The sequence below is a fragment of the Chitinophaga caseinilytica genome (assembly GCF_038396765.1).
Classification (GTDB): Bacteria; Bacteroidota; Bacteroidia; order Chitinophagales; family Chitinophagaceae; genus Chitinophaga; species Chitinophaga caseinilytica.
In genome coordinates this window covers 4,080,574-4,105,375 of sequence record NZ_CP150096.1, presented here as the reverse complement: position 1 = coordinate 4,105,375, position 24,802 = coordinate 4,080,574, and the positions used below count along the sequence as shown (strand labels likewise).

The window sequence follows — 24,802 nt, the reverse complement described above, 5'->3', positions numbered from 1 at the left end:
GAAGAAATTATCCGCATACATACTGCTCGCAGCCGCCCTAGCTGGCGCATCCTGCAAAAAGTGCTGGACCAGGCCCCTCAGCTCGATTATGACGAATCGAAAGTATTCGGCGACATCGATCTCACCAACCAGTTCCTCACCGACGTTTACGCCTACACCTTCACCAAGCCCGGTAACTTCATGGATATCGGCAACTCCACCACCGGCGCGGGAACCGACGAGCTCGACAACTCCTTCGGCGGAACGCCCGTCGAAAAGTACCAGAACGGTTCCTGGAACCCCAGCGACAACCCGGACGATATCTGGGCCTACACCTACCGCACCATCCGCAAATGCAACCTGATGTTGCAGAACATCGACAAAGTGCCGAACAAGCACGCCGGCCAGGTAACGCAATCCGACCTTACGCCCAGGCGCATCAAGGGCGAGGTGTTCTTCCTCCGCGCATGGAATTACTGGGAACTGCTGAAACGTTATGGCGGCGTGCCCATCGTAACACAGCCCTACGACGCCGATTCCGAAGCGCTGCGCAATACCCGCCGCGGATCGATCGACGATGTGGTGGGCCAGATCCTCAAAGACCTGGACAGCTGCGCCAATAACCCCGAAATTCCCCTGGTATGGTTCGGGCCCGACCCCAACAATCCCGGGAAGGAACTGAACCGCGGCAACATCGGGCGCGCCAATAAAACGCTCGTAAAAGCCCTCAAATCGCGCATGCTCCTGTTCTACGCCAGCCCCCTCTTCAACCCGGAAGGGAAAGTGGAAAGATGGCGCTCGGCAGCTGACATCTCGAAATCGCTCATCGACGACGGGAAGTATTCCCTCCATCCCAACTACGCCAACATCTTCCTGTTCCCCGACAACAACGAAGTGATCCTTTCCAGCAACCGCGCGGCTTTCAACGAAGCCATCGCAGACCCTGCAGGCATGGGATGGGGCGGCACCAATCCTACGCAGGATATGGTCGACAAATACAACATGGCCAACGGCAAGGAAATCACCGATCCCGCCAGCGGCTACGATCCGCAGAATCCGTACGCCGGCCGCGATCCCCGGTTCTACGCCACCATCAACTATCATGGGGCCGTTCACAAGAACGTAACGCTGAGCATGCTGCCCGGCGGCAACCAGGACCCTGCCATCGGCGGCGACTGGTCGCGCACCAGCTATTACATGCGCAAATTCCAGAACGCCAATAACCAGAGCGGTGTTCGCCGGTTCTTCCCCATCATTCGCCTCGCCGAAATCTACCTCAACTACGCCGAAGCGCTGAACGAAGCGGATGGCCCGGTTGCGGAAGTGCACCGCGTTATGAACCTCGTTCGTCGGCGCGGTGGCAACGGCATCACGCAGGATTTGCCCACCACCCTCAACAAAGACCAGATGCGCGAGCGCATCCAGAATGAAAGGGCCGTGGAACTGGCTTTCGAGAAACACCGTTTCTGGGACGCCCGCCGCTGGAAGAAAGGCGCCGAAATCCTGGGGTCAGACGTACATGGCGTGCGCGTAACCCGCAACGGGGGCGGAACGCTCGTGTTCACCTACATCAAGGTAGAACCGCGCAGCTTCAGCGACAAAATGTATTTCTTCCCCATCCCGCAGGGCGAAATCGACAAAAACCCGAACGTACTCGATCAAAATAAAGACTGGTAATGATGATAAAAACGCTGTTGATGATGGGCCTGCTCGCACAGGCCGGCGGGCCGGGGCCCGGGAAGAACGAAAAGCCGAAATACATGTGGTTCGACGCGGAAGCCAACTTCAAACGGTTTTCCAGCAAGGATTCCATCCGGTTTTACCTCGACAAGACCAAAGCCGCCGGCTTCAACCAGGTGGTGATTGATGTGCGGCCCATTTATGGCGACGTGCTGTACGGAAAAACGAAAACCATGCATCCCCTCAAACAGGTGGGCGCAGAAAAGCGGACCGCCAAATGGGATTACCTGCAGGTGTTCATCGACGAGGCCAGGAAACGTAACCTCAAAGTGAGCGTATCCACCGCCATCTTCCCCGCCGGCCATCCACAAACCAGCAACGGGCCCGCGTACCGCGACAAGCGATTCGAAGGGAAAACCACGATGGAACATACGCCCAAAGGCATGAAAGACATCCGGAACGATAAAACCAAAGTAGCCGCATTCCTCAATCCGCTGATGCCGGAGGTCCAGGATTACGCACTGGGCTTTATCCGGGAAATCGTTTCCGGGTATGATATCGATGGATATGTGCTGGATTACTGTCGTTTCGCGGATGTGGAGAACGATTTTTCCGACTACACCCGCGCACGTTTCGAGGAATACATCGGCAAAAAAGTAGATCGCTTCCCCGACGATATTTTCACCTGGGAAACATATGAAGGCCAGAAAGTAAGGAAAGATGGCCCGCTGGCGAAACAGTGGTTCGCATTCCGCGCGGGCGTCATCCATGATTTCATCGCAAAGGTGCGGAAGGAAGTGAAAACCATCCAGCCCGATGTGCAGCTGGAATACTGGGCGGCTTCCTGGTACGGGCATCTGTACAGTAATGGACAGAACTGGGCCAGCCAGACATACGACGCCACGAAGGAATATCCCTGGGCCTCGCCCGACTATAACAAAACGGGCTTCGCCGAGCAGCTGGACGTGTTCATGAACGGCACCTACCTCGAAAGAACTTACGGCCTGAACGATCCCGAATCGATCGAATTCGGCCTCGCACGCGGTAAACGTATCATCAACGGCGCCTGCAAAATGTACGGCAGCCTATACGCCCTCAACCACAGCGATATCGAAGACCAGGTGTACGTTTGCCTCACGCAGAGCGAAGGCCTGGTGATGTTCGACATCGTGCAGGTGATCGGCTTCAATTTATGGGACCGCCTGAAAGCCGGCATCGACCGGGCAGAGCGGTCTGGAATGTGATTTCAGATTTAAGTGGAAACCTCAGCAAGCTGAAACGGGGCACATCTGTGCCCCGTTGTTGTTTTTATAAGTGACTGTAACAGCGATCAGAAAATATTGTCGCCATAACGCGTGGTACGCCCCACCTGCGATTCACCGCCGTTGGTGCCGCCGATGATCTGGTAATCGGTACCGTCGAAGTTGATCGTGAAGGGGAAACCGGCGGCCTGCGTCCAGCACCAAACGTAAGCCATGGTGGAATAACCGTGCACGATGCCGGTGGCCGGGTCGAAATCCGACAGGCCGTCGATCCGCGACGCCAATGCCCTGCCTTCGCCGGAATAGACCGTTTTGGAGGCGACGGCATCTGTCGCATAGACTTTCCAGAATGTACGTGTAACCGTGTTCGTTACCGTGTCTGTATAGATGAATTTAGCGACCCAGAGTTTGTGCTCGAGGTCGAACACGGCTTTGGTGGCCCAGGGATCGGAAATCGTTTTGGGCGTTCCGCCTTCATGGAATACGAAGAGCTGCGGCGTGATGACGGTCACTTTTTCGTTAGGGTCCGGCGTGGGCAGCGTGGACGAACCTTTTGCGGAGGTGATCGCACCTTTCAGGGCTTTATCGACGATGGTTTCCTGCGTGGATTTTACCGTGTTCCAGTTGGAAAATACCTGGTCGAAACGAACGGCTCCGTTATGTACCAGCGCGTAGGTGCGCAGCGTTCCCTGCGGCGTGGCCCAGCTGAATTCAGCTATGTCCGCACCTAATGCGAGCAGGGAGTCTGCCATGCGGCCGGCCGTTGCCTGGAGGCTTTCGCGGTCGGCGGTAGCAAGATCGCTTAATGCACGGAATTGCGGATTTTTCAGCGAGCCGGGTAAAAGGTACACGGCCTCGCCAGACAGGAAAAGCGATTTGGAAGCGGCGGCATCCGTTTTCGGCAGCAACCGGTAATTTTGCGGCTGATACGGCGATTGCCGGAAGGCGGATTTCCATTGGTCGAACGCGACGGAAACCTGGGTTTGCAATGCATTGTCGGCGGGTGATCCGGGCGTGGCGTCGTTGTTTTTCTGACATGCGGCCGTAACGACGAGGGCAAGCAACGGCAAGCCCTTGTAAAGGGAATTCTTCATGGTGATCGTGGAAGTGGATTTCTCGGGTTAAATAAATTATTTTAACTAAATGGCCATTAGTTTCGTAAATATAAAAGTATTATTGAACTATTTATTAAATTATTTAATTAATTAGGAAAAGAATTCGCGTTTACTTTTCATGTAGATGGGAAAAGTATTGAAACCCAGGCATTTTGAAATCAGGCGGGTTCCCAAAAAAGAAAACCGGCAAGCTTTCGCCTGACCGGTCCCTTTACCAATTCAACGTTAATGAACTATTTCGATAAGGTAAATGCTGGTAGTTGGATCAGCGCACCGCCTTGTTGGGCGGACGCATGCGACAGAATGCCCACGCAGGTGATATTGGCCGATTGTACGGCGTTCGGGTAAGGTTGCACCCCGGTTTTGAGGGCTTGCAGGAACGCGTGCACCAGGTGCGGATGCGAACCGCCGTGGCCGCCGCCCTGCGTAAACGACAGGTGCTGATGATCGTCCGCATCATACACCCCCTGCCGCGTGAACGCCTGGATCTCCGCCGGCAGCAGGTGCGCGAAATCGGGGCACTCCGTTTCTTCAGGGATCTCCGGCTCCGGGCGCTTGGCCGTATGTACCACCAACGGCTTCCCTTCGATCAGCGGCCATTCCACCGACTTTTTCGACCCGTACACTTCGAAGCTTTCCCGGTACTGGCGCGCCACATCGAACAGGGAACGGTAAATATGCGCGCCGACGTCGCTGTTCCGGAATTTGATATGGGTCGTTTCCACCGCAAACGGCGACCCGTAAAAACCATGCATCTCCTCGCGGATGGTACCCGAACCGAAGCAGGACACATATTCCGCTTCGCTGCGCATCAACCCCAGCACCGGCCCCACGCAATGGGTGGCATAATACATCGGCGGCAGGCCCGGCCAATAGCCCGGCCATCCGTCCATATCCTGCTGGTGACTGGCTTTGAGGAACTGTACTTTCCCCAGTTCGCCCTTATCGTATAACTCCTTCATGAAAAGGAACTCCCGCGCATACACGACGGTTTCCATCATCATATAGGTCAAATTCTTTTCACGGCTCAGCGCCACGATCTCCTCGCACTCTTCCACCGTAGTGGCCATCGGCACCGTGCAGGCAACGTGCTTGCCGGCGCGGAGGGCTTTGATGGACTGCTGCCCATGGTCGGGGATGGGCGTATTGATGTGGACCGCGTCGATATCCGGGTCGAGCAGCATTTCGTCGAAATCGGTATACCGCTTTTCGATGTGAAAGGCATCTCCGATCTCGTCGAGTTTGGTGCGGGTGCGCTGGCAAATGGCCGCCAGCTTCGCATCCGGATGTTTGAGATAGATGGGAATGAACTCGGCGCCGAACCCCAGTCCGGCGATGGCTACGTTGATAGGTCGGTTATACATGGCTCAATGTTTGAAAAGTTGTTGTAAAAAACGGATGCCTTCGCTGGCGAAAGTATCCTGGTCGGGCGCGCGCTGCTTCCAGATACAAACCGCACCGGCCAGTTCCTGCACATCGGGCGTAAAGCTCTCGATGGAAACCACGCCGCTGTACCCGATTTCCTGCAACGCATCGCGGAGCGAATGCCAGGGCGTTTGCCCCGTCCCGGGAATGCCGCGGTGGTTTTCCGATACCTGGACGTGCGTAAGCCAGCTTCCCGCCGTGCGAACGGCTTCGCCGGGGTCCACTTCTTCGATCGACATATGGAAACTATCCAGTCCCACACCCGCCGACGGATGCTGCAGTTCTTCCGCCATACGGCGCGCATCTGCGGCGGTATTCACAAGGTCGGACTCGAAACGGTTCAGCGGTTCGATGGCGAGGCGGACGCCCTCCTGCCCCGCGATGCTGCATACTTCCCGCAGGCCTTTCACGGCAAGGTCCCACTCCGCCTTGCGCTGCGCTTCCGGCAACTGGCGGGCTTTCCCCACGGCGGAATACATGGGGCCGGCAAAAACCGGCGCATCCCATTCCGCGCAAAGCTCCAGGCATTGCCGCATGTAGGCGATGCTGGCTGCGCGGACTGAGGCGTCTGCATGCGTTAGGTCCCTCGATGGACCGAAGGCACCGCAAACAACGGCTGCGAGGCCGGTTTCTTTCAATGCGCGGCGCACGGCCTGCGCATCGATCTGTTCCGGGTATTCCACCGGAATTTCCACCGCACCGAAACCCATGTCACGAATCTTGAATAAAAGCGGGATGGACTGGGTGTTGAATGGAGACGTCCAGAGCCAGGTGCTTGCGCCCAGTGTAATGTTTTGCATGATCATCTGTTTTTTCCGGGTGCGCCCGGCGGATGCGGGAGCGGTCTCCTTGCCGCTCCCACCCTTCCGGGAACCTGTAAACGTGGAATATCAAAATGTGGATTAACGTACTACTTTCATGATACCGTTCATGATCGACCAATGGCCGGGGAATGTGCACACGAACGGATAATCGCCCGGTTCACCGGGGACCTTGAAGCGGAGCACGACCGTTTCCTGCGGGTTGACGAGCCGCGTGGAAAACAGCACTTCCGGCATCTCGGGCACATAATTCATTTCCGCGCCATGCGGATCGGCGGCCAGTTTGTTGGCCGCCTGGCCCACCGTCTGCAACGATCCCGGCGTAACGATCACGATATTGTGTTGCATGAAATCCGGGTTCTCCAGCACCACGTCCACCACCGTTCCGGCTTTCACCGTAAACGACGCCTGGTCGTACTTCATCTCGTTCTGGATCACCTTCAGCATCACCGTCTGGTCTGCCTTTCCGGCGGGCGCTCCGGCGATGGGCGCTTCTTGCCGGTTGAGATACGTGTACACGAACGTTTCGGCAAGGCCACGGTCTGCGAACAGTTTGACGCCTTCGCCGTTGAAAATTTTCTCGACATCATATTTCCACTCGCCCGCCAGCGGGATCTTTTTCCCACCGGCTTCGAGGTACATACCATCGGGTTTTCCGTAGATGCCGCCACCACCGCCTGTATCGGTCACTTTAACGGTGATAATGTTGCGTCCAGGTTTGAGTACACCCGCGCCGATCGTGTATTTCCGCGGTTCGGCCCATTTCTTTTCCGTTTTACCGACGGGTTTCCCGTTCACGAAAGTTTCATCGGAATCGTCGATGGGCCCGAGGGAAAGCGTTGCAGCATTTCCTGCGGCGGCGGCCGGAACGTCTACCACTGTGCGGAACCAAACGATGCCGTCGATCGCCAGGCCGGCATTTTCAATGTATTGCGGAAGGCGCATGGTCTTCCATTTCGTGTCGTCGATATCGGTTACGGAACGACTCACTTTTTCAGCTGCCTTTTCACCGAACCCGGGATGCTCCGCCATGAACGCGGCGATGAACCCTTTCCGGTGATGCGCCGCTGCGGCATACAATCCTTTGGCCAGCCACTCGTCTCCCCGTACCGCGGGCTCCTTGCTCATGCCGTACAACGCACGCCCCAGCGTGTCTGAAGCCGGAATCCCCGCCATTGCCACGAACGCGGCCAGCCGGGTATTCGCATCTTTATCCTGCAGCACGCCGGAAGCCAGCATCTGCTTGTCCGTCCACCGATGGCGGGCCATGATCTGGATGGCTGCCTTCCGCACCGATGCGTCTTCGTGCCGCAGGGCTTTCTCTACCGTTGCGCGGTGTTGCCCTGCGGCGTTGAGCCCGTCGATGGCCCAAAGGGCATGCAGTGCGGCGGGGGCCTTTCCTGCGGCCAGTGCTGCGAGTTCCGGCAATGCGGCCGAGTCTTTCTTTTCCACGATGAGCCGTTGGGCGGTCATTCGCCAGAAGAGGTTGTCGTGGCTAAGGGCATCGAGGTTCGATGCGGTGTTCCCGAGTTGTATTTTGGTTGATGGTTTGGCATTTTTATGCACTACGCGCCAGATGCGGCCATGGGTTTTATCGCGCAGGGGGTTTTCGTACGCGTTACCCTTTCCGTTGACCGCTGCATATCCGCCGCGTTCCGCCGTGGGCGTGGGGTTGTGCTGCACGATGAAGTTGTACCAGTCCAGCACCCACACGGCGCCATCAGGACCGGTTTTCGCTTCCACCGGGCTCACCCATTCGTCTGCGGAAGCAAATAGATTCCATCCGTCCTTTTCCTTATAACCGGCGCCGTCTTTTTCGATGCGCGCCACGTGCACGAGGTGCCCCGTCGGCTCGCAAACGAACGCTGCAGACTGATACGCCGCAGGATATTGCGAAGCAGTATAAAACGAATGCCCCGAAGCGGCGGTGAACCCGCCGAAAACGTCTACCTGCCGCACATGCGCCGTTACCGGGTGCATGGCATAGTGCCCGTCGATCTTCGTGCTTCCGGCGATGGCGGCGCCTTCCACACCGTTGAGCGCCGCGTTCGGGATGCCGACGAATACGCTGTGGGTATTATTGGCGGTGGAGGCAAAAATATCGTTGGCCGCGTTGAAACCGAAGCCCCAGGTGTTGTTGCTCGTCGGTGTTACGAATTCGAAGGAAGACACGTCCGGCGCAAAGCGGTAAACCCCTTGGGAAAATTCGCGGTATTGCCCGCCGGCGTTGCCTTTGAAGCCGGAATACCCTACCGTTCCCCAGATATGATTGTCCATGCCGTATTGCAGGTTCGAAGGGCCGGCGTGCGTGTCGAAAGTCCCCCATCCGCTGATCAATATCTTTCTTACATCGGCTTTATCATCGCCATCTGTATCTTGCAGAAAAAGGAAATGCGGGGCCTGGGAAACGATGATGCCGCCATTGGCGAAAACGAGGCTGGTGGGGATGTTTAGCTTGTCGGCAAAGACGGTGAACTTATCCGCCCGGCCATCTCCATCCGTATCTTCGCAGATCTTGATCCGGTCGTCGCCCTCGCCTTCCGTGTTGCGGACCGTGTTGGGATAATCTACCGTTTCGATCACCCAAAGTCTTCCTTTTTCATCCCAGGCCATGGCGATGGGATTGATGATATCGGGCTCGGAAGCGAACAGTTGCAGTTCGAATCCCGGCGGTACCTGTATGAGTTTCGCGGAGGAATCCGGGCTCAGCGGCAACTGGAACCGCGGCGCCGGATCGCGCTTTTCGTAGTTGGGGATATTGGCTTCGTCGCGGTATTGCAACGTGGGCATGGTGGCGCGGAAGGCTTCCCAGTTTTTGCGGGCTTTGTCGCCGGCGGCCCACAGGATGCCGTTCTTCACTAATTGCTGAAATCCGGGGGCCGACCAGGTGCGCTCGTCGTGCCCGTAAGCCGTGTAGAACACGCGGCCGCTTCCATATTCCTTCACCCAGGTCCAGGGCTCGTTCCGGCCGTTTTCGGGGCGCTCCTGCAGCACCGTCCTGTCGTCGGAAAGATGATCGTGAACGTAGGTTTCGTCCCACGTCGTGAAGGGTTGCAGGCCTTTCATGACGGGGTGCGTGGTATCGAGCGTGGTGACGTTGAAAGTGGCCGTATCGTGGGATTTGAATTGTCCGCCTACCATTTTCACGAATTCTGCCGAATTGCGGAAACAATAGCTGGCGCAGTGAATGGGAACGAAGCCCTTGCCCCCGCGAACGAAGCTGAGCAGCGCGGCTTCCTGGGACGGGGTAATGGAATCATGGTTCGCATATAACATTAACACATCGAAATCCCGGAGGGTTTCTTCGGTGAGGACATCCGGATTATCCGCATAGGTGAACTGGATGCCTTCCGTTGCCAGCGCGGAGGCCAGGATGGGCATGTACCGTTCGGAATGGTGATGGGTGGACGGATGACCGAGAAATAATACCTGCAACGGCCCCTGCGGCGCTTTGGAACAGGCCGTGAGGAACAGGGCGGTCAGCATCAGGCTTAAGACGTGGAATCGAAGTTTCATTGGCTGTCGTAATTACATCCCAAATTGCAACTTAAAAAAAAGACGCCATTCCTCGATTATGTCGAATTCAGACTGTATTTTGTCATGGATTTCGATTTATTACCTTTATCAGGACAAAAGACAGTTAACATGAAAGCCGTTCAGAAAGCCCGCATCTCGCCGGACAGTGCTTTTGCCGTGCAGCACCTGCATGCGCCGCACTTCGATCATAACTGGCATTTCCATGCGGAATACCAGTTGTTCGTGGTGCTGGAAGGTACCGGCACGCGGTTCATCGGCGATCATGTGGAGCCTTTTGCGCCGGGGGACCTCGTCTTTACCGGGCCCGACCTGCCGCACCTCTGGCGCAGCGACCCCGAGTATTTCGAGGGAGACCGCGGCCGGCAGACGGAGGGCGTGGTGATTTATTTTCATGAAGACCTCCTGGGCGCGGCGCTCCTGTCCAAAAACGAATCCCTCCGCATCCGGCAATTACTGACACGGTCTACGCGAGGCATCCAGTTTACCGGCGCTACCCAGCAGGAAGCATCGCGCCGGATGCAGGAACTGCCGCAGCTGCGCGATTTCGACCGGGTGCTGGCGCTCCTCGGGTTGCTCGACCTCCTGTCCCACTCCGACCACTACCGCCTCCTGGCCGGCGCCGGCTATACGAACGCGCTCAAGGCCGAAGACACCGAGCGCATGAACAGCGTGCATGCATACGTCATGCAGCATTTCCGCGAAAAGATCAGCCTCGACGCCGCGGCCGCACTGGCGAACATGACGCCCACATCCTTCAGCCGCTATTTCCGAACCCACGCCAACAAAACCTTCTCCGATTTCCTCAGCGAAATCCGCATCGGCTATGCCTGCAAACTCCTCCTCGAAAAAGAGATGGACGTAGCCCAGATCGCCTATGAAAGCGGGTTCCAGACGCTTTCCAACTTCAACCGGCAATTCCGCGCCCTCACCTCGTACAGTCCGCTCGCCTACCGCCGCGCCTATTCCGAGTCGGGATACCCTGCACAGGGTATGCCCCGAACCAAAGGCTGACAAACTTGTTTGTGCATTTCCCCTGCTTTGTAACATAAGTGTAAAACGTAATTTGATACAACGTCCCGTTGCAGTGACCGGAGGTACTTTACCGGCGAGGCATCATGTCAACCGAACTGTATGCATTTAACCCATAGAGCAAAGCCACGTCAGATAGCGCATCCAACTTGAACATGAACCCTGGCCGAGTTTGTAGATAACGATAAGCATTCATCAACCAATTAATACGAACCCTCATGGTCTACAAAGCCCTGTGCCGTTCCATGCGAACGCGCCGAATCCTGTCCTTTTCATTACAGGCCCTCATCCTGGCCACTACGCTTCTCTTTTCCGCAGTATGGCGATCCGCCTCCGCGCAATCCATGGAAATGAAGGTGAACGCCGCCAATCCGAAGCTGCCCGACTGGGTGCGGCTCATGTACGGCGAAAATCCCGATCCGGATAAAGTGACGGAAGCGTTCGAGAAGTATTATGAAACGCATCCGTTCGTGAAGAACGAATACACGCAATATTATAAACGCTGGCTGCGCGAAGTGAGCCGCAATCCGTATTCCTCGCCGCCCGACAAAGGCCCGAACGAGAAAGACCGCCAGCTCGGCCGCGCTTACCTGCAGCGTTCGGGCGAAGCGGCGCAGCTGCGCGCACTGAGCGGCGTGGCCAACTGGACCTGCGTGGGGCCCATCAATTTCGACAACGGCGCGTCCGGCACCAGTTACGCTTCCGGCGCGGCGCACGTGTACACGGTGGAGCAATCGCTCAGCAACACCAATGTGCTGTATGCCGGTACGGCCAATGCGGGATTGTTCAAGTCGACGGACAAGGGCCTCAACTGGACGGCCCTCACCGACAATATGCTCGTGAGCAGCATCCTGAGCGTGGAGATCGACGCGCTGAACGCCGACATCGTCTATTTCGGCGGCGCCAGCAGGCTCTACAAAAGCACCAACGGCGGCACGAGCTTTTCCCAGGCCGGCGATGCCACGTTCAACAGCGTCAACCACACCATCAACGACATCGTTTCCCGGCCGGGTTTCAACAACACCCTGTTCGTGGCGTCTAACCAGGGGCTGTACCGCTCCCTCGACGCAGGGGCCAATTTCACGCAGGTCATGACCGGCATTTTCCAGGAAGTGGAATTCAAACCGGGCAGCAATACCACGGCTTATGCCATCCGGCAGACCGGCGTAAAAACCGAATTCTATAAAAGCACCGACGGCGGCGCCACCTGGACGATCAAAACTACAGGCTGGCCCAACCCCACCGCTTCCGGCGAAGAACAGAAACGCACCGAGATCTCCGTAACTGCCGCCAACCCGAACATCGTATATGCCCTCGCAACGGGCGCTGCGAACGGCGGCAGCGGATTGTACGGCGTTTACAAAAGCACCGATTCGGGGGAAAGCTGGTCGTTCTCCTGCTGCGGCACCGGCCCCGGCGGCGCGCCCAACGCCACCACCAACAAGAATCTCATGGCCTGGGCAGACGACGGCTCCGACGACGGCGGCCAATATTACTACGACCTCGCGCTGGACGCAGACCCCGCCAACGCCAACAACATCCAGCTCGGCGCGGTGAACCGCTGGGTAAGTACGGACGGTGGCGTGAACTGGACCTGCCCGGCCAAATGGAGCCATTCCAACAAAGTGAACTACGTGCATGCAGATATTCACGACATCCGCTATTACGGCAGCGATCTCTGGATCGCCTGCGACGGCGGGATTTTCTATAGCAACGACGGCGGCGCCAACTTCCAGATACGCATGAAAGGCATCAAGGGAACGGATTTCTGGGGATTCGGCGTCGGCAATTGGGAAGGCAACAATGTGATGGTAGGCGGCACGTATCACAACGGTACGTTACTGAAGGATAACAACACCTATACCGACGGCTGGATCAGTACCGGCGGGGGCGACAATTACCTCGGCGCCGTTTCCTACGCCAACGATCGCATCGTGGTGTTCGATTACGGCAGGAAAGAGCTGACGGGCAGCAGGGGCACGGCTCCCATCAATCTTCCCAACGGCAAGCTGCCCAACCGCTCCTATACCATCGGCCAAAGCAGCGACATCATCTGGGATGCGCAATATTACAACACGATCTGGCTGGGAGAAGGCAATGCGCTGTGGAAGTCGACCGACCATGGGGCTACCTATTCATCGGTGTATGATTTCGGGGAGAAGATAGGATGCATTGCCGTAGGGTACCGCAATCCTTCCATCATGTACGCCGCTACGCTGGGCACGGTAAAGAAAGTGATGAAAAGCACGAACGGCGGCAGCAGCTGGACGGATGTTACGCCCACCGGGCTTTCAAGCAGCGGCGTAGCGTTCGACATTACCATCAGTGCCGCCAACCCCGATCACATCTGGGTGGCGCGCGTGAATTCGACCGTAGACGGGCAGAAAGTATACAAATCCACCGACGGCGGCACTACCTGGACCAACCTCAGTACCACATTGCTGAACGGCGAACAGGTGACGGAAATCCTCCACCAGCGGGGCACCAACGGCGGCGTATATATCGGCACGAAACGGTCGGTGTATTACCGCAACAACACCATGGCCGACTGGGTCCTCTTCAACCAGGGCCTCCCCGCGCTCACGTTCTGCACCCGCCTGGCGATCGATTATAAAGACGCCAAGCTCATCAATGGCACCAACCGCAGCGTATGGGCCAGCGACCTTTACGAAACCTCGCCCCCGGAAGCCCTCATCGCCGTAGACGCGCCTACCAAAACCGTCGGCGATACCGCGCGCTATTACAACAATTCCGCGCAACAGGTCACCAGCGCAGCTTACAGCTGGAGCTTCCCCGGCGGGTCGCCCGCTACGTCTACCGCCCGCAATCCGAAAGTGGTGTACAGCGCGCCCGGGCAGTACAACGTTTCGCTCACGGTGACAGACGATCAGGGCAACAACAGTCTTACCAAAACAAATTTCATCACCATTACCGGAGGCAACGGGCTGATCGACAGCGCCATCTACGAGCTCAAGCCCAGTCACGGCCTCACCCGCAACCTCAACGTGACGGGCGGCGGTACGGCGGATGAAACCAACGTCGACATCCTGACCGACAACAGCGCCAATTATCAGCGCTGGCGCCTCATCAACGTCGGCAGCGGTTATTACAACCTGAAACCACAGCACGTGGCCGGCAAAGCACTGGACGTTTATGCCAACGGAACGGCGAACGGCACCAATGTGCAGATGTACGCCGAGCATACCGGCAACTCCCAGCGATGGAAGATCGTCAACGTCGGCGGCGGGCTGTATAAATTACAGGTAGCCAACGACCTTACCAAAGTCATGGAAGTGGCGGGCGGCGCCAACGCAGATAATGCGAACGTGCAGATCGGCGCGGATGCTGGTCTTGCTGCGCAGAAATGGCGGTTCGATATCATCTCCGCTCCCGCCTGCGGCGGCGGCACCGTTCCTGCCAAAAGCAACTGGAGCGTGAAGTTCGTATCCTCGGAAGAGCTCACCGGAGAAGGTGCGAACAACGGCCGCGCCATACACGCCATCGACGGGAATACCAGTACCTACTGGCATACCGCCTGGTCAACTTCCACGCCTACCCATCCGCATGAGCTGCACATCGACCTGGGCGCCTGCGCTACTATCGGCAGCATCGGGTACCTCCCGCGACAGGATGCCGGTACCAACGGCACTATCACCGGGTATGAAATTTACACCAGCTCCGACGGCGTGAACTGGGGCACGGCTGCGGCTTCCGGTACCTGGCCATCGGGCGGCAAATCGGAGCGCACGGCCACTTTCACAGCGCGCAATGCACGGTTCGTACGGCTGAAAACGCTTTCCGCCGCCAGCAGCGGCGCATGGGCCAGTGCAGCGGAAATCAATGTATACGCACCGCCGCCGGTGGTGGTGAAAGATTCCCTGCAGACCGGCGCAGAGAAGGTTTCCGTGGTGCGCGTGTACCCGAATCCCGCCCAGCAATACCTGAACATCCAGCTGCCTGCCGCCGCTAAACTGCCGGTGAAATTCTGGGTGCATAATATGGACGGCAAGCTGCGGCAATTCGGCATCCTTCAGCAAACCACCCACCAGCTGAATACCGCCATGCTGCCGAACGGCATGTACATCCTCACCATCGAAACACCGGGCGGCAGGGAAACTTCCCGCTTTGTGATTCAACGGTAACAGGAAAGCGGACATGCCTGAAAGGGCGTGTCCGCTTACTTTTCAGAAAATCAGTCAGCACGGAGTGAAAGCGAACTTCCCGCAATAACAACCCATCGACGCGATATGCGTTTGCATTATCCATGTGCCAGAACGGTATGTTCCGGCTGATATTATTCAACATTCTGATGTAAAGCAACCCGATGAAACACCCTCCTCTACATAACATTTTGCTCCTCGCTTCCGTACTTTCCGCTGCCGGAAAGACCGCTGCCGCGCAGGAGCGCCCCGCGGCCAGGGATTCCGTTCATCCGCTGACGGAAGTCATCGTAACCGCCAATAAATTCGAAGAAAAAAGCCGGTTCGTGGCACAGAAAGTGGAAGTAATGCACGCCCCGGAAATCAGGGCCTCACTATCCAACAACACGGGCGGGCTCCTCGAGCAAAGCGGGAAAGTTTTCGTGCAAAGAAGCCAACTGGGCGGTGGAAGCCCCGTGCTCAGGGGCTTTGAAGCCAGCCGCATACTGCTCGTGGTAGACGGGGTGCGGATGAACAACGCCATTTACCGGACAGGCCACCTCCAGAACGTGATCACCATTGACGACGACATCACCGAAAAAGTCGAGATCATCTACGGCCCCGCCTCCACCATTTACGGCTCCGACGCCCTGGGCGGCGTTATCCATTTCCGGACGAAAGACCCGCAGTTCCATCGCTTCTCCACCAACATCTCCGCCCGCTACAGCAGCGCGTTTGAGGAATATACCGGACATCTGGACGTAAACGCCGGCGGCCGGAAGTTTGCCTCACTGACTTCGTTCTCCTATTCCGACGTGGGAGATCTCCGCATGGGGGCGCGCCGCAACCGGCACGACGGCGATTGGGGCAAGCGCAGACAGTTCATCGGAAGCGTTAACGGCGTAGATTCGGTGCTTTCCAATGCCGACGAGCGCATCCAGCGGAACAGTGGCTACCGGCAATACGACCTGTTACAGAAATTCAGGTGGCAGCCGAAGGAAGGACATGAACATCTCTTCAACATCCAATACTCCACCAGCAGCGACATCCCACGGTACGACCGGCTGACGGACCTCCGCAACGGCAAGCTCCGCTGGGCCGAATGGTACTACGGGCCACAGGACAGGCTCATGGCCGCCTGGCAATTCAAATCCTCCCGGTTGAACGGCTTTTTCGACCAGCTGATGGCCGGGGCGAGCTACCAATCGGTGGAAGAAAGCCGCATGCAGCGCGCCTACCGCAATCCGCAGCGCGAACATCGCATCGAAAACATCCACGTAGCCGCATTCCATCTCGATCTGCGCAAAAGCAAAGGCAGGCATGAGCTGAACGTGGGCGGCGACGGACAGTTGAACTTCCTCAAATCCACCGCCTTCCGGCAAAACATCCAGCAGGGAGAAAAGCAAACGGGGCTTGACACGCGATATCCGGACGGGCAGAACCGTATGCATTATTTCGGCGCATACGCACAGCACCTGTACAAGATCGTTCCGGGAAAACTGATCCTCAACGACGGCCTGCGCGCCAATTACACGGCATTGCGCTGCACCTTCGCAGACACGTCCATCCTCCACCTGCCCTTTACTGAAGCCAACCAGCGGCATGTGACCTGGAGCGCCAATCTCGGCCTGATCTACCTTCCCGATACACAAACCAAATTGTCGTTCGACGCATCCACCGGCTATCGCGCGCCGAATATCGACGACATCGCCAAGGTTTTCGAATCTGCCGGCGGCGCACAGCTGGTGGTCCCCAACCCCGACCTGCGGCCGGAGCAAACCGTCAATTTCGACCTGGGAGCGGCGCGGCAATTCGGGGAACGGCTGTTCCTGGAGTTGAACGGGTTTTACAGCCTGCTGCGCAACGCCATCGTGCTGGACGCGTTTCTCTTCAACGGCAAGCCCGGCGTGGTTTACAACGGACAGCTCACGCCCGTGGTGGCGGCGCAGAACAAGGCCAAAGCCACGATCGCGGGCTTCCAGGCGGCGGCGCAATGGCAACTGCTCCCGCGCCTTCGCGCATATGGCAACGTCACGTACACGCATGGCAGGTATACCGATGCGAAAGGCGCCCGTATGCCCATGGACCACATCCCGCCCGTGTTCGGCAAAGCCGGCGTTCAATTCGGCTGGAAGCAGCTGGAAACGGAAGGTTACGTGCTTTTCAACGGCTGGAAGAAATCGAAGGACTATAATCCGAACGGCGAAGACAACCTCGTCTACGCCACGCCCGAAGGCACGCCTTCCTGGACGACGCTGAACCTGTCCGCGCGTTATCCGGTGCTGCCATGGCTGAAAGTGCAGGCAGGACTGGAAAATCTCCTAGACATTCATTACCGCGTATTCGCGTCGGGTATCAGCAGTCCGGGAAGGAATGTGGTACTGAAGCTGCAGGCTTCGTTTTGATCACCGGTTTATCAAAACAGGGATGGTGACTATTTTACAGTACTGATATAAAAAAATCCCGGTCGCGTGACCGGGATTTTCATTTTAGCTTTTATCCAGTAGCCGGAGGGCGTCGTCGTCTTTGTATTGAACGATCTGCCGGCGTAATTCCGCCTTCAGGTCGGCCGTGATTTTTTCGAAACCTTTCCGGCCGATGAGGTTGTGCACCTGTCCGGGATCTTTGGCCAGGTCGTACAGCTCCCAGTTATCCGCCGGGCCGTAGAACCGGATGAGCGTGTATCGCTCCGTCCGCAGCCCGAAATGCGGTGAAACGCGGTGTGGTTCCGGGTATTCATAATAATGGTAATAAGCGGCCTTCCGCCATTTCGATTTATCGCCATGATTGGCCACCAGTGGCATGAAAGACGTGCCCTGCATATCTTCGGGTGTGGTAACGCCCGCCCAGTCGAGGATCGTGGGCGCCCAGTCGATGTTGCACATCAGTTCCTTCACTTGCGTACCGGGCTTGATCTTCCCAGGATAGCGCACCACAAAAGGCGTCCGCAGCGATTCTTCGTACATGAAGCGCTTGTCGAACCAGCCGTGTTCGCCGAGATAGAAACCCTGGTCGGAAGCGTACACGACCACCGTATTTTCTGCGAGGCCGGAGCGGTCGAGGTAATCGAGGAGGCGGCCGATATTGCGGTCGAGCGAATTAGCCGTTGCCAGGTAATCTTTCAGGTAGCGTTGATATTTCCAATGCGTGAGGGCGCTGCCGGTGGGCTTCAATGCATCGAATTCCTTCGTGACCTTTCCTTCGTAATACCCTTTGAAGGCCGACAGTTGTTCCGGCGTGAAGCGGTTGTAGACCCAGCCTTTGTAGTTGGCGTGCACTTTCAGGTCGAAGTCGAGACGCATGGTGGTGGCGATGGTCATATCCTGGTTCCGGGCGGCTTCGCGGCCTTCGTACGTATCGTTGAAATTGGCGGGCGTCGGGAAGTTGATATGATCGTAGGCGCCGAGGTCTTGCAGATCGGGCAGCCATTCGCGGTGCGTCGCTTTATGGCCTACTACGAGCATGAAGGGCTTCGTGGTGTCGCGGTGCTGGATCCAGTCGAGGGAGTAGTCTGTCACCAGGTTGGTCACATACCCTTCCGACCTGGCGGTATCTTTTCCTTTTTCGATGAAATCGGGATTGTAATAGTGGCCTTGTCCGGGCAGGATGCGCCAGTAATCGAAGCCTTCGGGCAAGCTGCCGAGGTGCCATTTCCCGATCCATGCGGTTTGATATTGATTTTGCTGCAGCACCCGGGGGAAGAGGACCTGCGATACGTCGAACCGCTGCTCGTTCCGCGGATAACCGTTGCGGTGGCTGTATTTGCCCGTCAGCAACGTGGCGCGGCTCGGCCCGCAGATGGAATTGGTGACGAGGGCGTTCCGGAAAATCGCTCCTTCCCGCGCGATGCGGTCGATATTCGGCGTTTTGGCGAGCTTGCCGCCGTAGGCGCTCACGGCCTGGAACGCGTGATCGTCGGAGAAAATGAAAATGATATTGGGCCTTTTCGAAGATTGCGCGTTGGCGCCCAACCTCAGCAGGATCAGGGAGGCCAGCAGCATACTGCGGAATTTCATGTCACTGTTTTTGATGGTCTGATCAAAGATAATCATCCGCGCCAGCTTTCCGGCATAAAAATCAATCCCTATATTTGATGCAAATCCCTGCACCATGCGATTCCTTACCCTGATCCTGGCCTGCTGCGCGCAATCCGCATTCGCCCAACAGCAAAACTGGGCCGTGATCAACGATCCGGACGGGTTCACCAACGTTCGCCTGCAACCATCCGCCACTTCTCCCGCTCCCTACCAGGTCAATCAATACCAGGTTTTTTCCTGTACGAAACAGCCCGGCGACTGGTGGGTGTTCGAAATACCTGAAGGTACCCGCATGCCGTTGCCCGATGGCAAAGGCTACATTCATAAAAGCAGGGTGCGCCTGTTCTCCGAAATGCCGGATTCCGCCCTGCAATCTACCATCTGCCGATTGCTGGCGCATCATCTCGAAACGATCGTGGCCAGTAACCGGTTGTTCGACAAGTATCTCGCGAACGGCAAAAAATTTTCCGCCGAAGACGAAGCCACTTATAAAAAACTGGGACAATTGCGGGAAGACGGGTATGAATATTCCTATTATCCGCTCATGACTTATATGCCGGGCTATCTGCAACGTACCCGCGACAGCGTGGTGCTGCTGGCATGGTGCAAAGTGCTGGCCGAAGATACCGGCAGCGCCAGCGAATCTCCGGGATATGCGATGGGCGAGCTTTTCAGGCAGGCGCCGGAATGGGTGATCCGTATCATCCGCCCGCTTCCCAAAAGGGAACGATCCATCGTGATCGGTCAGATCGAATTCGGATTGATGGAAGTAAAACTCCCGGAAGCCAAGCGGAAAGCGTTCGAAAAAAGGCTCAACGAACTGGAAAACCTATAATTGCAAAACCCTCCATGCGAATCACCCTTCTTCTGTTGCTGATCAGTATTTCCGCCACGGCACAAACTTCCTCCCTGGCCGTGATCAACGATCCCGACGGTTTTACGAACATCCGCCGAAGCCCCGGCGCACAGGCCCCTGTGGCCGCTATCGTCCTAAAAGATCAGCCATTTTATGTAGAACCCTCCCAATGCGAATGGTGGAAAGTGAACGCAGTGATGTGGAACATGGCGTCGCTGGCAGGTTTCGAAGGTTTCATCCATAAAAGCCGCGTACAGTTCGTGCGCGAGCTCCCCGACTCCGTGCAACAAGGCTTTTTCAAACGCCAGCTCAGGGCCATCCGGCAACAATGTAAGCTCGCCGATGCGCTGCGCGAAAAATCATTTGACAGGCAAACAAATGCGCTCGATAAAACCCTGTTCGACAGTGCCACGCACACCAGGATGCGGGCTTACGATGCCACCTACGAATCACTGGTAGAAGATGTTCGGATTTATCTGTGCCGGACGAAAGACGTGCTGATCTTGAAAGAATGGCTCCAGGCGGAAATCGACACGGAGAAATCCGCCAGCGAAATCCCTTCTATCGCTTTGGGGGAATGTTATATCTGTCAGCCCGAATGGCTGCTGGAGCAACTTCGCTCCTTTCCCAAAGCCCGACGCATTCACTTTTACGACGACATTGCCCACGGACTTACGTTCGCAGACGACTTACCGTCTGCAAAGCTTTCAAAACTGGAGCAGCAATTAACGCAGGAAAGGAAGCGCCCGTAGCGTTACTGCATAAATACATCGTCGCGGGTGAGGTCGTAGAACAGGTTCTGCAACTGGTGCAAATGCACGAGGGGCCGGCCGTAGGGCACAAACGCCTTTCCATTTGCCGCCAGGGGCTGGAATTTGTCGCCGTCGTCGCGGATGTAGATACTGTCTGACCGGTTGTACTTGTAGGTATAAACATCCGGATCTTCGCCGTAATCGGGGTCGCCGGCGAGGAATCCGAACTGGAAGAGATACTGTACTTCCAGTTTCAGGGGGTTCGTTTTTTCGAGGGGGAGCCGGCTGCGCGGGAGGCCGGAATTGTATACATACCCTTCATGGATGCCTTCCACACGGAACACGGTTTCGACCATATGGTAGTCATAATACCACAGCAGGTTGCCGATGCGGATGTCCGTTGCTTCGATCATGCCCGGAAATTAGGGATTTTTGCGGGGATGGGGAAATGGCGGGGTCAGGACCCGTCGCGCGTGTTGCGCACCAGCCCTATGCCCGCGGTGAAAAATACCACACCGATCACACCGGCAACCAGTATTTCGCGCCAGTTGGCATTTTGACGGATAAAACCGTAGCCCGTGTAAAGGATGCCTACGATGCCCAGCACCGTCAGCAGCGTCCCGAAAGTCCGTTTGAGGTTCATAAGCCCGAGTTTACCTGTCACCAATCAATATTTGTGCCTTTTCGCTTCCGGAATCTGTGGATTTTCATTATCTTCCCCTGAAACAATTTATCCCGAAGCCATGACAAGTATGCTAACCATCATGGACTGGTTTGGTCCGCTTCCCGTTTTCGAAAAGATCTTTTGGTCTGTGGCCATCCTGTTTTCACTGCTGTTCCTTGTGCAGAACGTGCTGAGCCTGCTCGGCGGGGATCATGACGGTGCAACGGGTGATGTGAGCGACATGCTGGATGCGGACGACGGGATCGGGTTCCAGTTTTTCACCATCCGCAACATGTTCGGCTTTTTCACCATCTTCGGATGGGTGGGCCTGGCTTGCATCCACAACGGGCTGTCGCCCGCGGTAACGGTCATTACCGCATCTGTGGCGGGCCTGGGCATGATGCTGATCATGGCCGCCATGTTCTATTACACCGGCAAACTCGCTTACGACGGTACGCTCAGGATGCACAATGCCCTGCATGCCACCGCTTCCGTATATCTTACCATCCCTCCCGCCCGTACCGGCACTGGAAAAGTAACTCTCCAGGTCCAGGGCGCCTGGCGCGAGCTCGACGCCATGACAGACGAAGCCGAGCCCATTGGCACCGGCGCTTTCGTGACCGTCCGCTCCGTTCTCGACAACCAGGTATTAATCGTCACCAAACAAACCCGATAGTAACATGGATTACATTCTGATTGCCGTACTCGTAGCGGTCGTTTTTGTGTTCACCCTCCTCTATGCCCTTTTCAAACGCTACAAACGATGCCCGTCAGACCAGATACTCGTCGTATACGGTAAAGTAGGCAAAGGCCCGGACGGCTCCCACAGCGCCAGGTGCATCCACGGCGGCGCCGCCTTCATCTGGCCCGTGATCCAGGATTATGCGTTCATGGAACTGACGCCCATTTCCATCGAAGTAAACCTCACCAACGCCCTCAGCCGCCAGAACATCCGGGTAGACGTGCCGTCCCGCTTCACCGTGGCCATTTCCACCGAGCCCGGTACCATGACCAACGCCGCTGAAAGGCTCCTCGGCCTGCAGCGCGCCGCCATCCACGACCTCGCCAAAGACATCATCTTCGGCCAGCTCCGCCTCGTGGTGGCTACCATGGACATCGAAGAGATCAACAACAACCGCGATAAATTCCTCGCCAACGTGGCCAGCAACGTGGAAGCCGAGATCAAGAAGATCGGGATGAAGCTGATCAACGTGAACGTGACCGATATCAAAGACGAATCCGGCTACATCGAAGCACTCGGCAAGGAAGCCGCCGCCAAGGCCATCAACGAAGCCAAGAAAAGCGTGGCGGAACAGGAAAAACTGGGTGAAACCGGTAAAGCCGAAGCCGACCGAGAAAAGGATATCACCATCCAGCAAACGCTGAAAAACCGCGACGTCAGCATCGCCGAAACCCAGCGCGACCGCGACTCCCAGATCGCTACCGCCAATAAGGACAAGGCCGTTCTCATCGCCGCCGCCAACCGCGACGAATCTATCGGTAAAGCAGAAGCGGAAAGAGACACGCGTATCCGCGCCTCCGAAGCCAACGCCCGCGCCGTGGAAGGTGAAAACACCGCCCGCGTGATGATCGCGCAGTCGGAAGCGGAACGCCGCGAAAAAGAAGCCGAAGCCGCCAAACGCGCCGTGGCCGCGGAAAAAATCCAGTCCGCCAAAGCCCTCGAAGAAGCGTATGTGGCCGAAAGAAGAGCGGAAGACGCCCGTGCCGACCGCGAGCGCGCTTCGCAAAACGCCAACATCGTCGTAACCGCCGAAATCCAGAAACAGAAAGCCATCATCGAAGCACAGGCCGAAGCAGAGAAAATCCGCGAAAAAGCCAAAGGCGAAGCAGACGCCATCTACGCCAAAATGGAAGCCGAAGCGAAAGGTATGTATGAAATCCTCACCAAACAGGCGGAAGGTCTCGACCGCATCGTGCAGGCCGCCGGCAACAACTCCAAAGATGCCGTGCTGCTGCTGATCGCCGACAAACTGCCGGAACTGGTGAAACTGCAAACCGAAGCCATCAAAAATATCAAGATCGATAAAATCACCGTTTGGGATGGCGCCAACGGGCAAAACGGGCAATCGTCGACCGCCGGGTTCATCAGCGGCCTCTATAAAGCCGTTCCGCCGTTGCAGGACATGTTCAACATGGCCGGTATGGACCTCCCCTCCTATCTCGGGAAACACAAGAACGGAGATACCGAACTACCCGCTACCACCGAATAAAATTTCCAGGAAGCCATCCCACGGGATGGCTTCTTTTTTCACGATAAATTCACCGTCATGCCATTCTACCGCCATTCTTTCCTGATCCTCGCCGCTGCGTTCCTCAGCGCCTGCGACAGTAACCACGAACCGCCACCACCGCCGCCAAGCGAGTACCGGTTTACGGAAATTTTCACATTGCCCGCCATGCCCGTCGAAGACCAGGGCCGCTCCGGCACTTGCTGGTGCTTCTCCACCTCATCGTTTCTCGAATCGGAAATCCTCCGCCTGACCGGCGATAGCGTCGACCTTTCAGAAATGTACTTCGTTCAAAACGCCTACCTGCTCAAGGGCCAGAACTTCATCCTCCGCCAGGGCACATCCCGGTTCACGGAAGGCGGCAGCAATCACGATCCGCTTTTCAGCATGCCCGTTTTGGGTATGATGCCTGAAAGTGCTTACCTGGGCAAAAATGTGGGCGATTCGGTCTTCGACCATTCAAAAATGTACCCGGAACTGCTGGACAGTATGCAGATCTGGGCCGACCCCGGCAAGAAGCGCACCGCAGCCTGGAAACTAGGCCTGCCGGCCATTCTCGAAAAATATATGGGAAAAGCGCCGGAAACATTCGACTACAAAGGCACGAAATACTCCCCGTCCAGCTTCATGGCACATCACGGCATCCAGCCGCGGGATTACGTCAATATCACTTCGTTCATCCATCACCCGTTCTACAAGCCTTTTATTCTCGAAATCCCCGCCAATCACCTGAACGGGGAATTTTACAACCTCCCGCTGGACGAATACATGGCAGTCATCAACTACGCGCTGGACAGTGGTTTCACCCTCGCGCTCGACACAGACGCCATAGAGCCGGGATTCTCCCCGCAATACGGCGTAGCCATGGTGGCGGCCGATCCGAAAAACGCGGAAACCGTGGCATGGAAAGTGCAGCCCGAAATGGCGGACATCAGCCAGCAATACCGGCAGGAAGAATTCGAAAATCTCCGGACGGTAGACGATCACAACATGCATATCGTGGGCAAGGTCAAAGACCAGCATGGAAAAGTGTATTTCAAGGTCAAGAACTCCTGGGGCGAAAAGAGCTGCATCAACGGGTTCATGTACATGAGCCAGCCATACATCCGGCTCAAATCCATCTACGTTATGCTGCATAAAAACGGCTTGCCGGCAGACATCCGTGCGAAACTGGGATTGTAATTGGGATGAGCGGCGTTGCGAATAATTGTCATTTTTACTATTTTAACGGGACCGTCCGGAAATCCGGGCCATTAT

17 protein-coding genes are annotated in these 24,802 nt (G+C 56.7%); 10 read left to right on the top strand and 7 right to left on the bottom strand.

Going from position 1 to position 24,802, the window contains the following annotated elements; genetic code table 11:
• Nucleotides 1-60 precede the first annotated feature (60 nt).
• Both WJU22_RS16865 and WJU22_RS16860 read left to right on the top strand, forming a co-directional pair.
• Nucleotides 61-1,656, top strand: coding sequence for a RagB/SusD family nutrient uptake outer membrane protein (locus WJU22_RS16865; RefSeq protein WP_341839348.1), 1,596 nt, complete (start codon nucleotides 61-63; stop codon nucleotides 1,654-1,656).
• Nucleotides 1,656-2,903, top strand: coding sequence for an alpha amylase family protein (locus WJU22_RS16860; RefSeq protein WP_341839347.1), 1,248 nt, complete (start codon nucleotides 1,656-1,658; stop codon nucleotides 2,901-2,903). Before WJU22_RS16865 ends, WJU22_RS16860 begins: the two co-directional genes overlap by 1 nt.
• An 86-nt stretch (nucleotides 2,904-2,989) precedes the next feature.
• On the opposite strand, the gene WJU22_RS16855 is transcribed toward WJU22_RS16860, so the two are convergent.
• The 4 genes from WJU22_RS16855 to WJU22_RS16840 all read right to left on the bottom strand — a co-directional run bounded on the left by WJU22_RS16855 (nucleotide 2,990) and on the right by WJU22_RS16840 (nucleotide 9,798).
• Nucleotides 2,990-4,015: a hypothetical protein gene (locus tag WJU22_RS16855; RefSeq protein ID WP_341839346.1), complete on the bottom strand. Its 1,026-nt coding sequence runs from the start codon at nucleotides 4,013-4,015 to the stop codon at nucleotides 2,990-2,992.
• A gap of 254 nt (nucleotides 4,016-4,269) precedes the next feature.
• Complete coding sequence (locus WJU22_RS16850; RefSeq protein ID WP_341839345.1) at nucleotides 4,270-5,400, bottom strand: Gfo/Idh/MocA family oxidoreductase; 1,131 nt, start codon at nucleotides 5,398-5,400, stop codon at nucleotides 4,270-4,272.
• 3 nt (nucleotides 5,401-5,403) lie between these two features.
• On the bottom strand, nucleotides 5,404-6,261 hold the full coding sequence (locus WJU22_RS16845; protein ID WP_341839344.1) for a sugar phosphate isomerase/epimerase family protein: 858 nt from the start codon (nucleotides 6,259-6,261) through the stop codon (nucleotides 5,404-5,406).
• Nucleotides 6,262-6,363: 102 nt separating this feature from the next.
• Entirely contained in the window at nucleotides 6,364-9,798 is a 3,435-nt protein-coding gene (locus WJU22_RS16840) for a PVC-type heme-binding CxxCH protein (RefSeq protein ID WP_341839343.1), read from the bottom strand.
• Nucleotides 9,799-9,927: 129 nt separating this feature from the next.
• On the opposite strand from WJU22_RS16840, the gene WJU22_RS16835 reads away from it, so the two are divergent.
• The 3 genes from WJU22_RS16835 (at nucleotide 9,928) to WJU22_RS16825 (ending at nucleotide 17,392) form a co-directional block, all read left to right on the top strand.
• On the top strand, nucleotides 9,928-10,830 hold the full coding sequence (locus WJU22_RS16835) for an AraC family transcriptional regulator (protein ID WP_341839342.1): 903 nt from the start codon (nucleotides 9,928-9,930) through the stop codon (nucleotides 10,828-10,830).
• Nucleotides 10,831-11,093: 263 nt separating this feature from the next.
• Nucleotides 11,094-14,990: a discoidin domain-containing protein gene (locus WJU22_RS16830; RefSeq protein ID WP_341839341.1), complete on the top strand. Its 3,897-nt coding sequence runs from the start codon at nucleotides 11,094-11,096 to the stop codon at nucleotides 14,988-14,990.
• A gap of 182 nt (nucleotides 14,991-15,172) precedes the next feature.
• A complete protein-coding gene (locus WJU22_RS16825; RefSeq protein WP_341839340.1) occupies nucleotides 15,173-17,392 on the top strand; it encodes a TonB-dependent receptor in 2,220 nt (739 codons plus the stop codon).
• Nucleotides 17,393-17,476: 84 nt separating this feature from the next.
• Here the strand turns inward: WJU22_RS16825 and WJU22_RS16820 are convergent, their stop codons facing one another.
• Nucleotides 17,477-19,003, bottom strand: a complete 1,527-nt coding sequence (locus WJU22_RS16820; protein ID WP_341839339.1) for a sulfatase — start codon at nucleotides 19,001-19,003, stop codon at nucleotides 17,477-17,479.
• 94 nt (nucleotides 19,004-19,097) lie between these two features.
• Here WJU22_RS16820 and WJU22_RS16815 point away from each other — a divergent pair, with 94 nt between their 5' ends.
• Nucleotides 19,098-19,859: a hypothetical protein gene (locus tag WJU22_RS16815; protein WP_341839338.1), complete on the top strand. Its 762-nt coding sequence runs from the start codon at nucleotides 19,098-19,100 to the stop codon at nucleotides 19,857-19,859.
• A 14-nt stretch (nucleotides 19,860-19,873) separates the two neighbouring features.
• On the top strand, nucleotides 19,874-20,632 hold the full coding sequence (locus WJU22_RS16810) for a hypothetical protein (RefSeq protein WP_341839337.1): 759 nt from the start codon (nucleotides 19,874-19,876) through the stop codon (nucleotides 20,630-20,632).
• A 2-nt stretch (nucleotides 20,633-20,634) separates the two neighbouring features.
• Here the strand turns inward: WJU22_RS16810 and WJU22_RS16805 are convergent, their stop codons facing one another.
• Both WJU22_RS16805 and WJU22_RS16800 read right to left on the bottom strand, forming a co-directional pair.
• Nucleotides 20,635-21,045, bottom strand: coding sequence for a hypothetical protein (locus WJU22_RS16805; protein WP_341839336.1), 411 nt, complete (start codon nucleotides 21,043-21,045; stop codon nucleotides 20,635-20,637).
• Between the two features lie 44 nt (nucleotides 21,046-21,089).
• Entirely contained in the window at nucleotides 21,090-21,275 is a 186-nt protein-coding gene (locus WJU22_RS16800; RefSeq protein ID WP_341839335.1) for a hypothetical protein, read from the bottom strand.
• 100 nt (nucleotides 21,276-21,375) lie between these two features.
• Between WJU22_RS16800 and WJU22_RS16795 the strand changes: the two genes are divergently transcribed.
• Genes WJU22_RS16795 through WJU22_RS16785 form a run of 3 tightly spaced genes read left to right on the top strand, consistent with a single transcriptional unit; the run spans nucleotide 21,376 to nucleotide 24,727 of the window.
• Nucleotides 21,376-21,972: a hypothetical protein gene (locus tag WJU22_RS16795; RefSeq protein WP_341839334.1), complete on the top strand. Its 597-nt coding sequence runs from the start codon at nucleotides 21,376-21,378 to the stop codon at nucleotides 21,970-21,972.
• Nucleotides 21,973-21,976: 4 nt separating this feature from the next.
• The gene (locus tag WJU22_RS16790; protein WP_341839333.1) at nucleotides 21,977-23,527 is read left to right on the top strand and encodes a flotillin family protein; all 1,551 of its coding nucleotides are present in this window, start codon (nucleotides 21,977-21,979) and stop codon (nucleotides 23,525-23,527) included.
• A 57-nt stretch (nucleotides 23,528-23,584) separates the two neighbouring features.
• On the top strand, nucleotides 23,585-24,727 hold the full coding sequence (locus tag WJU22_RS16785; RefSeq protein WP_341839332.1) for a C1 family peptidase: 1,143 nt from the start codon (nucleotides 23,585-23,587) through the stop codon (nucleotides 24,725-24,727).
• Nucleotides 24,728-24,802: the final 75 nt, after the last annotated feature.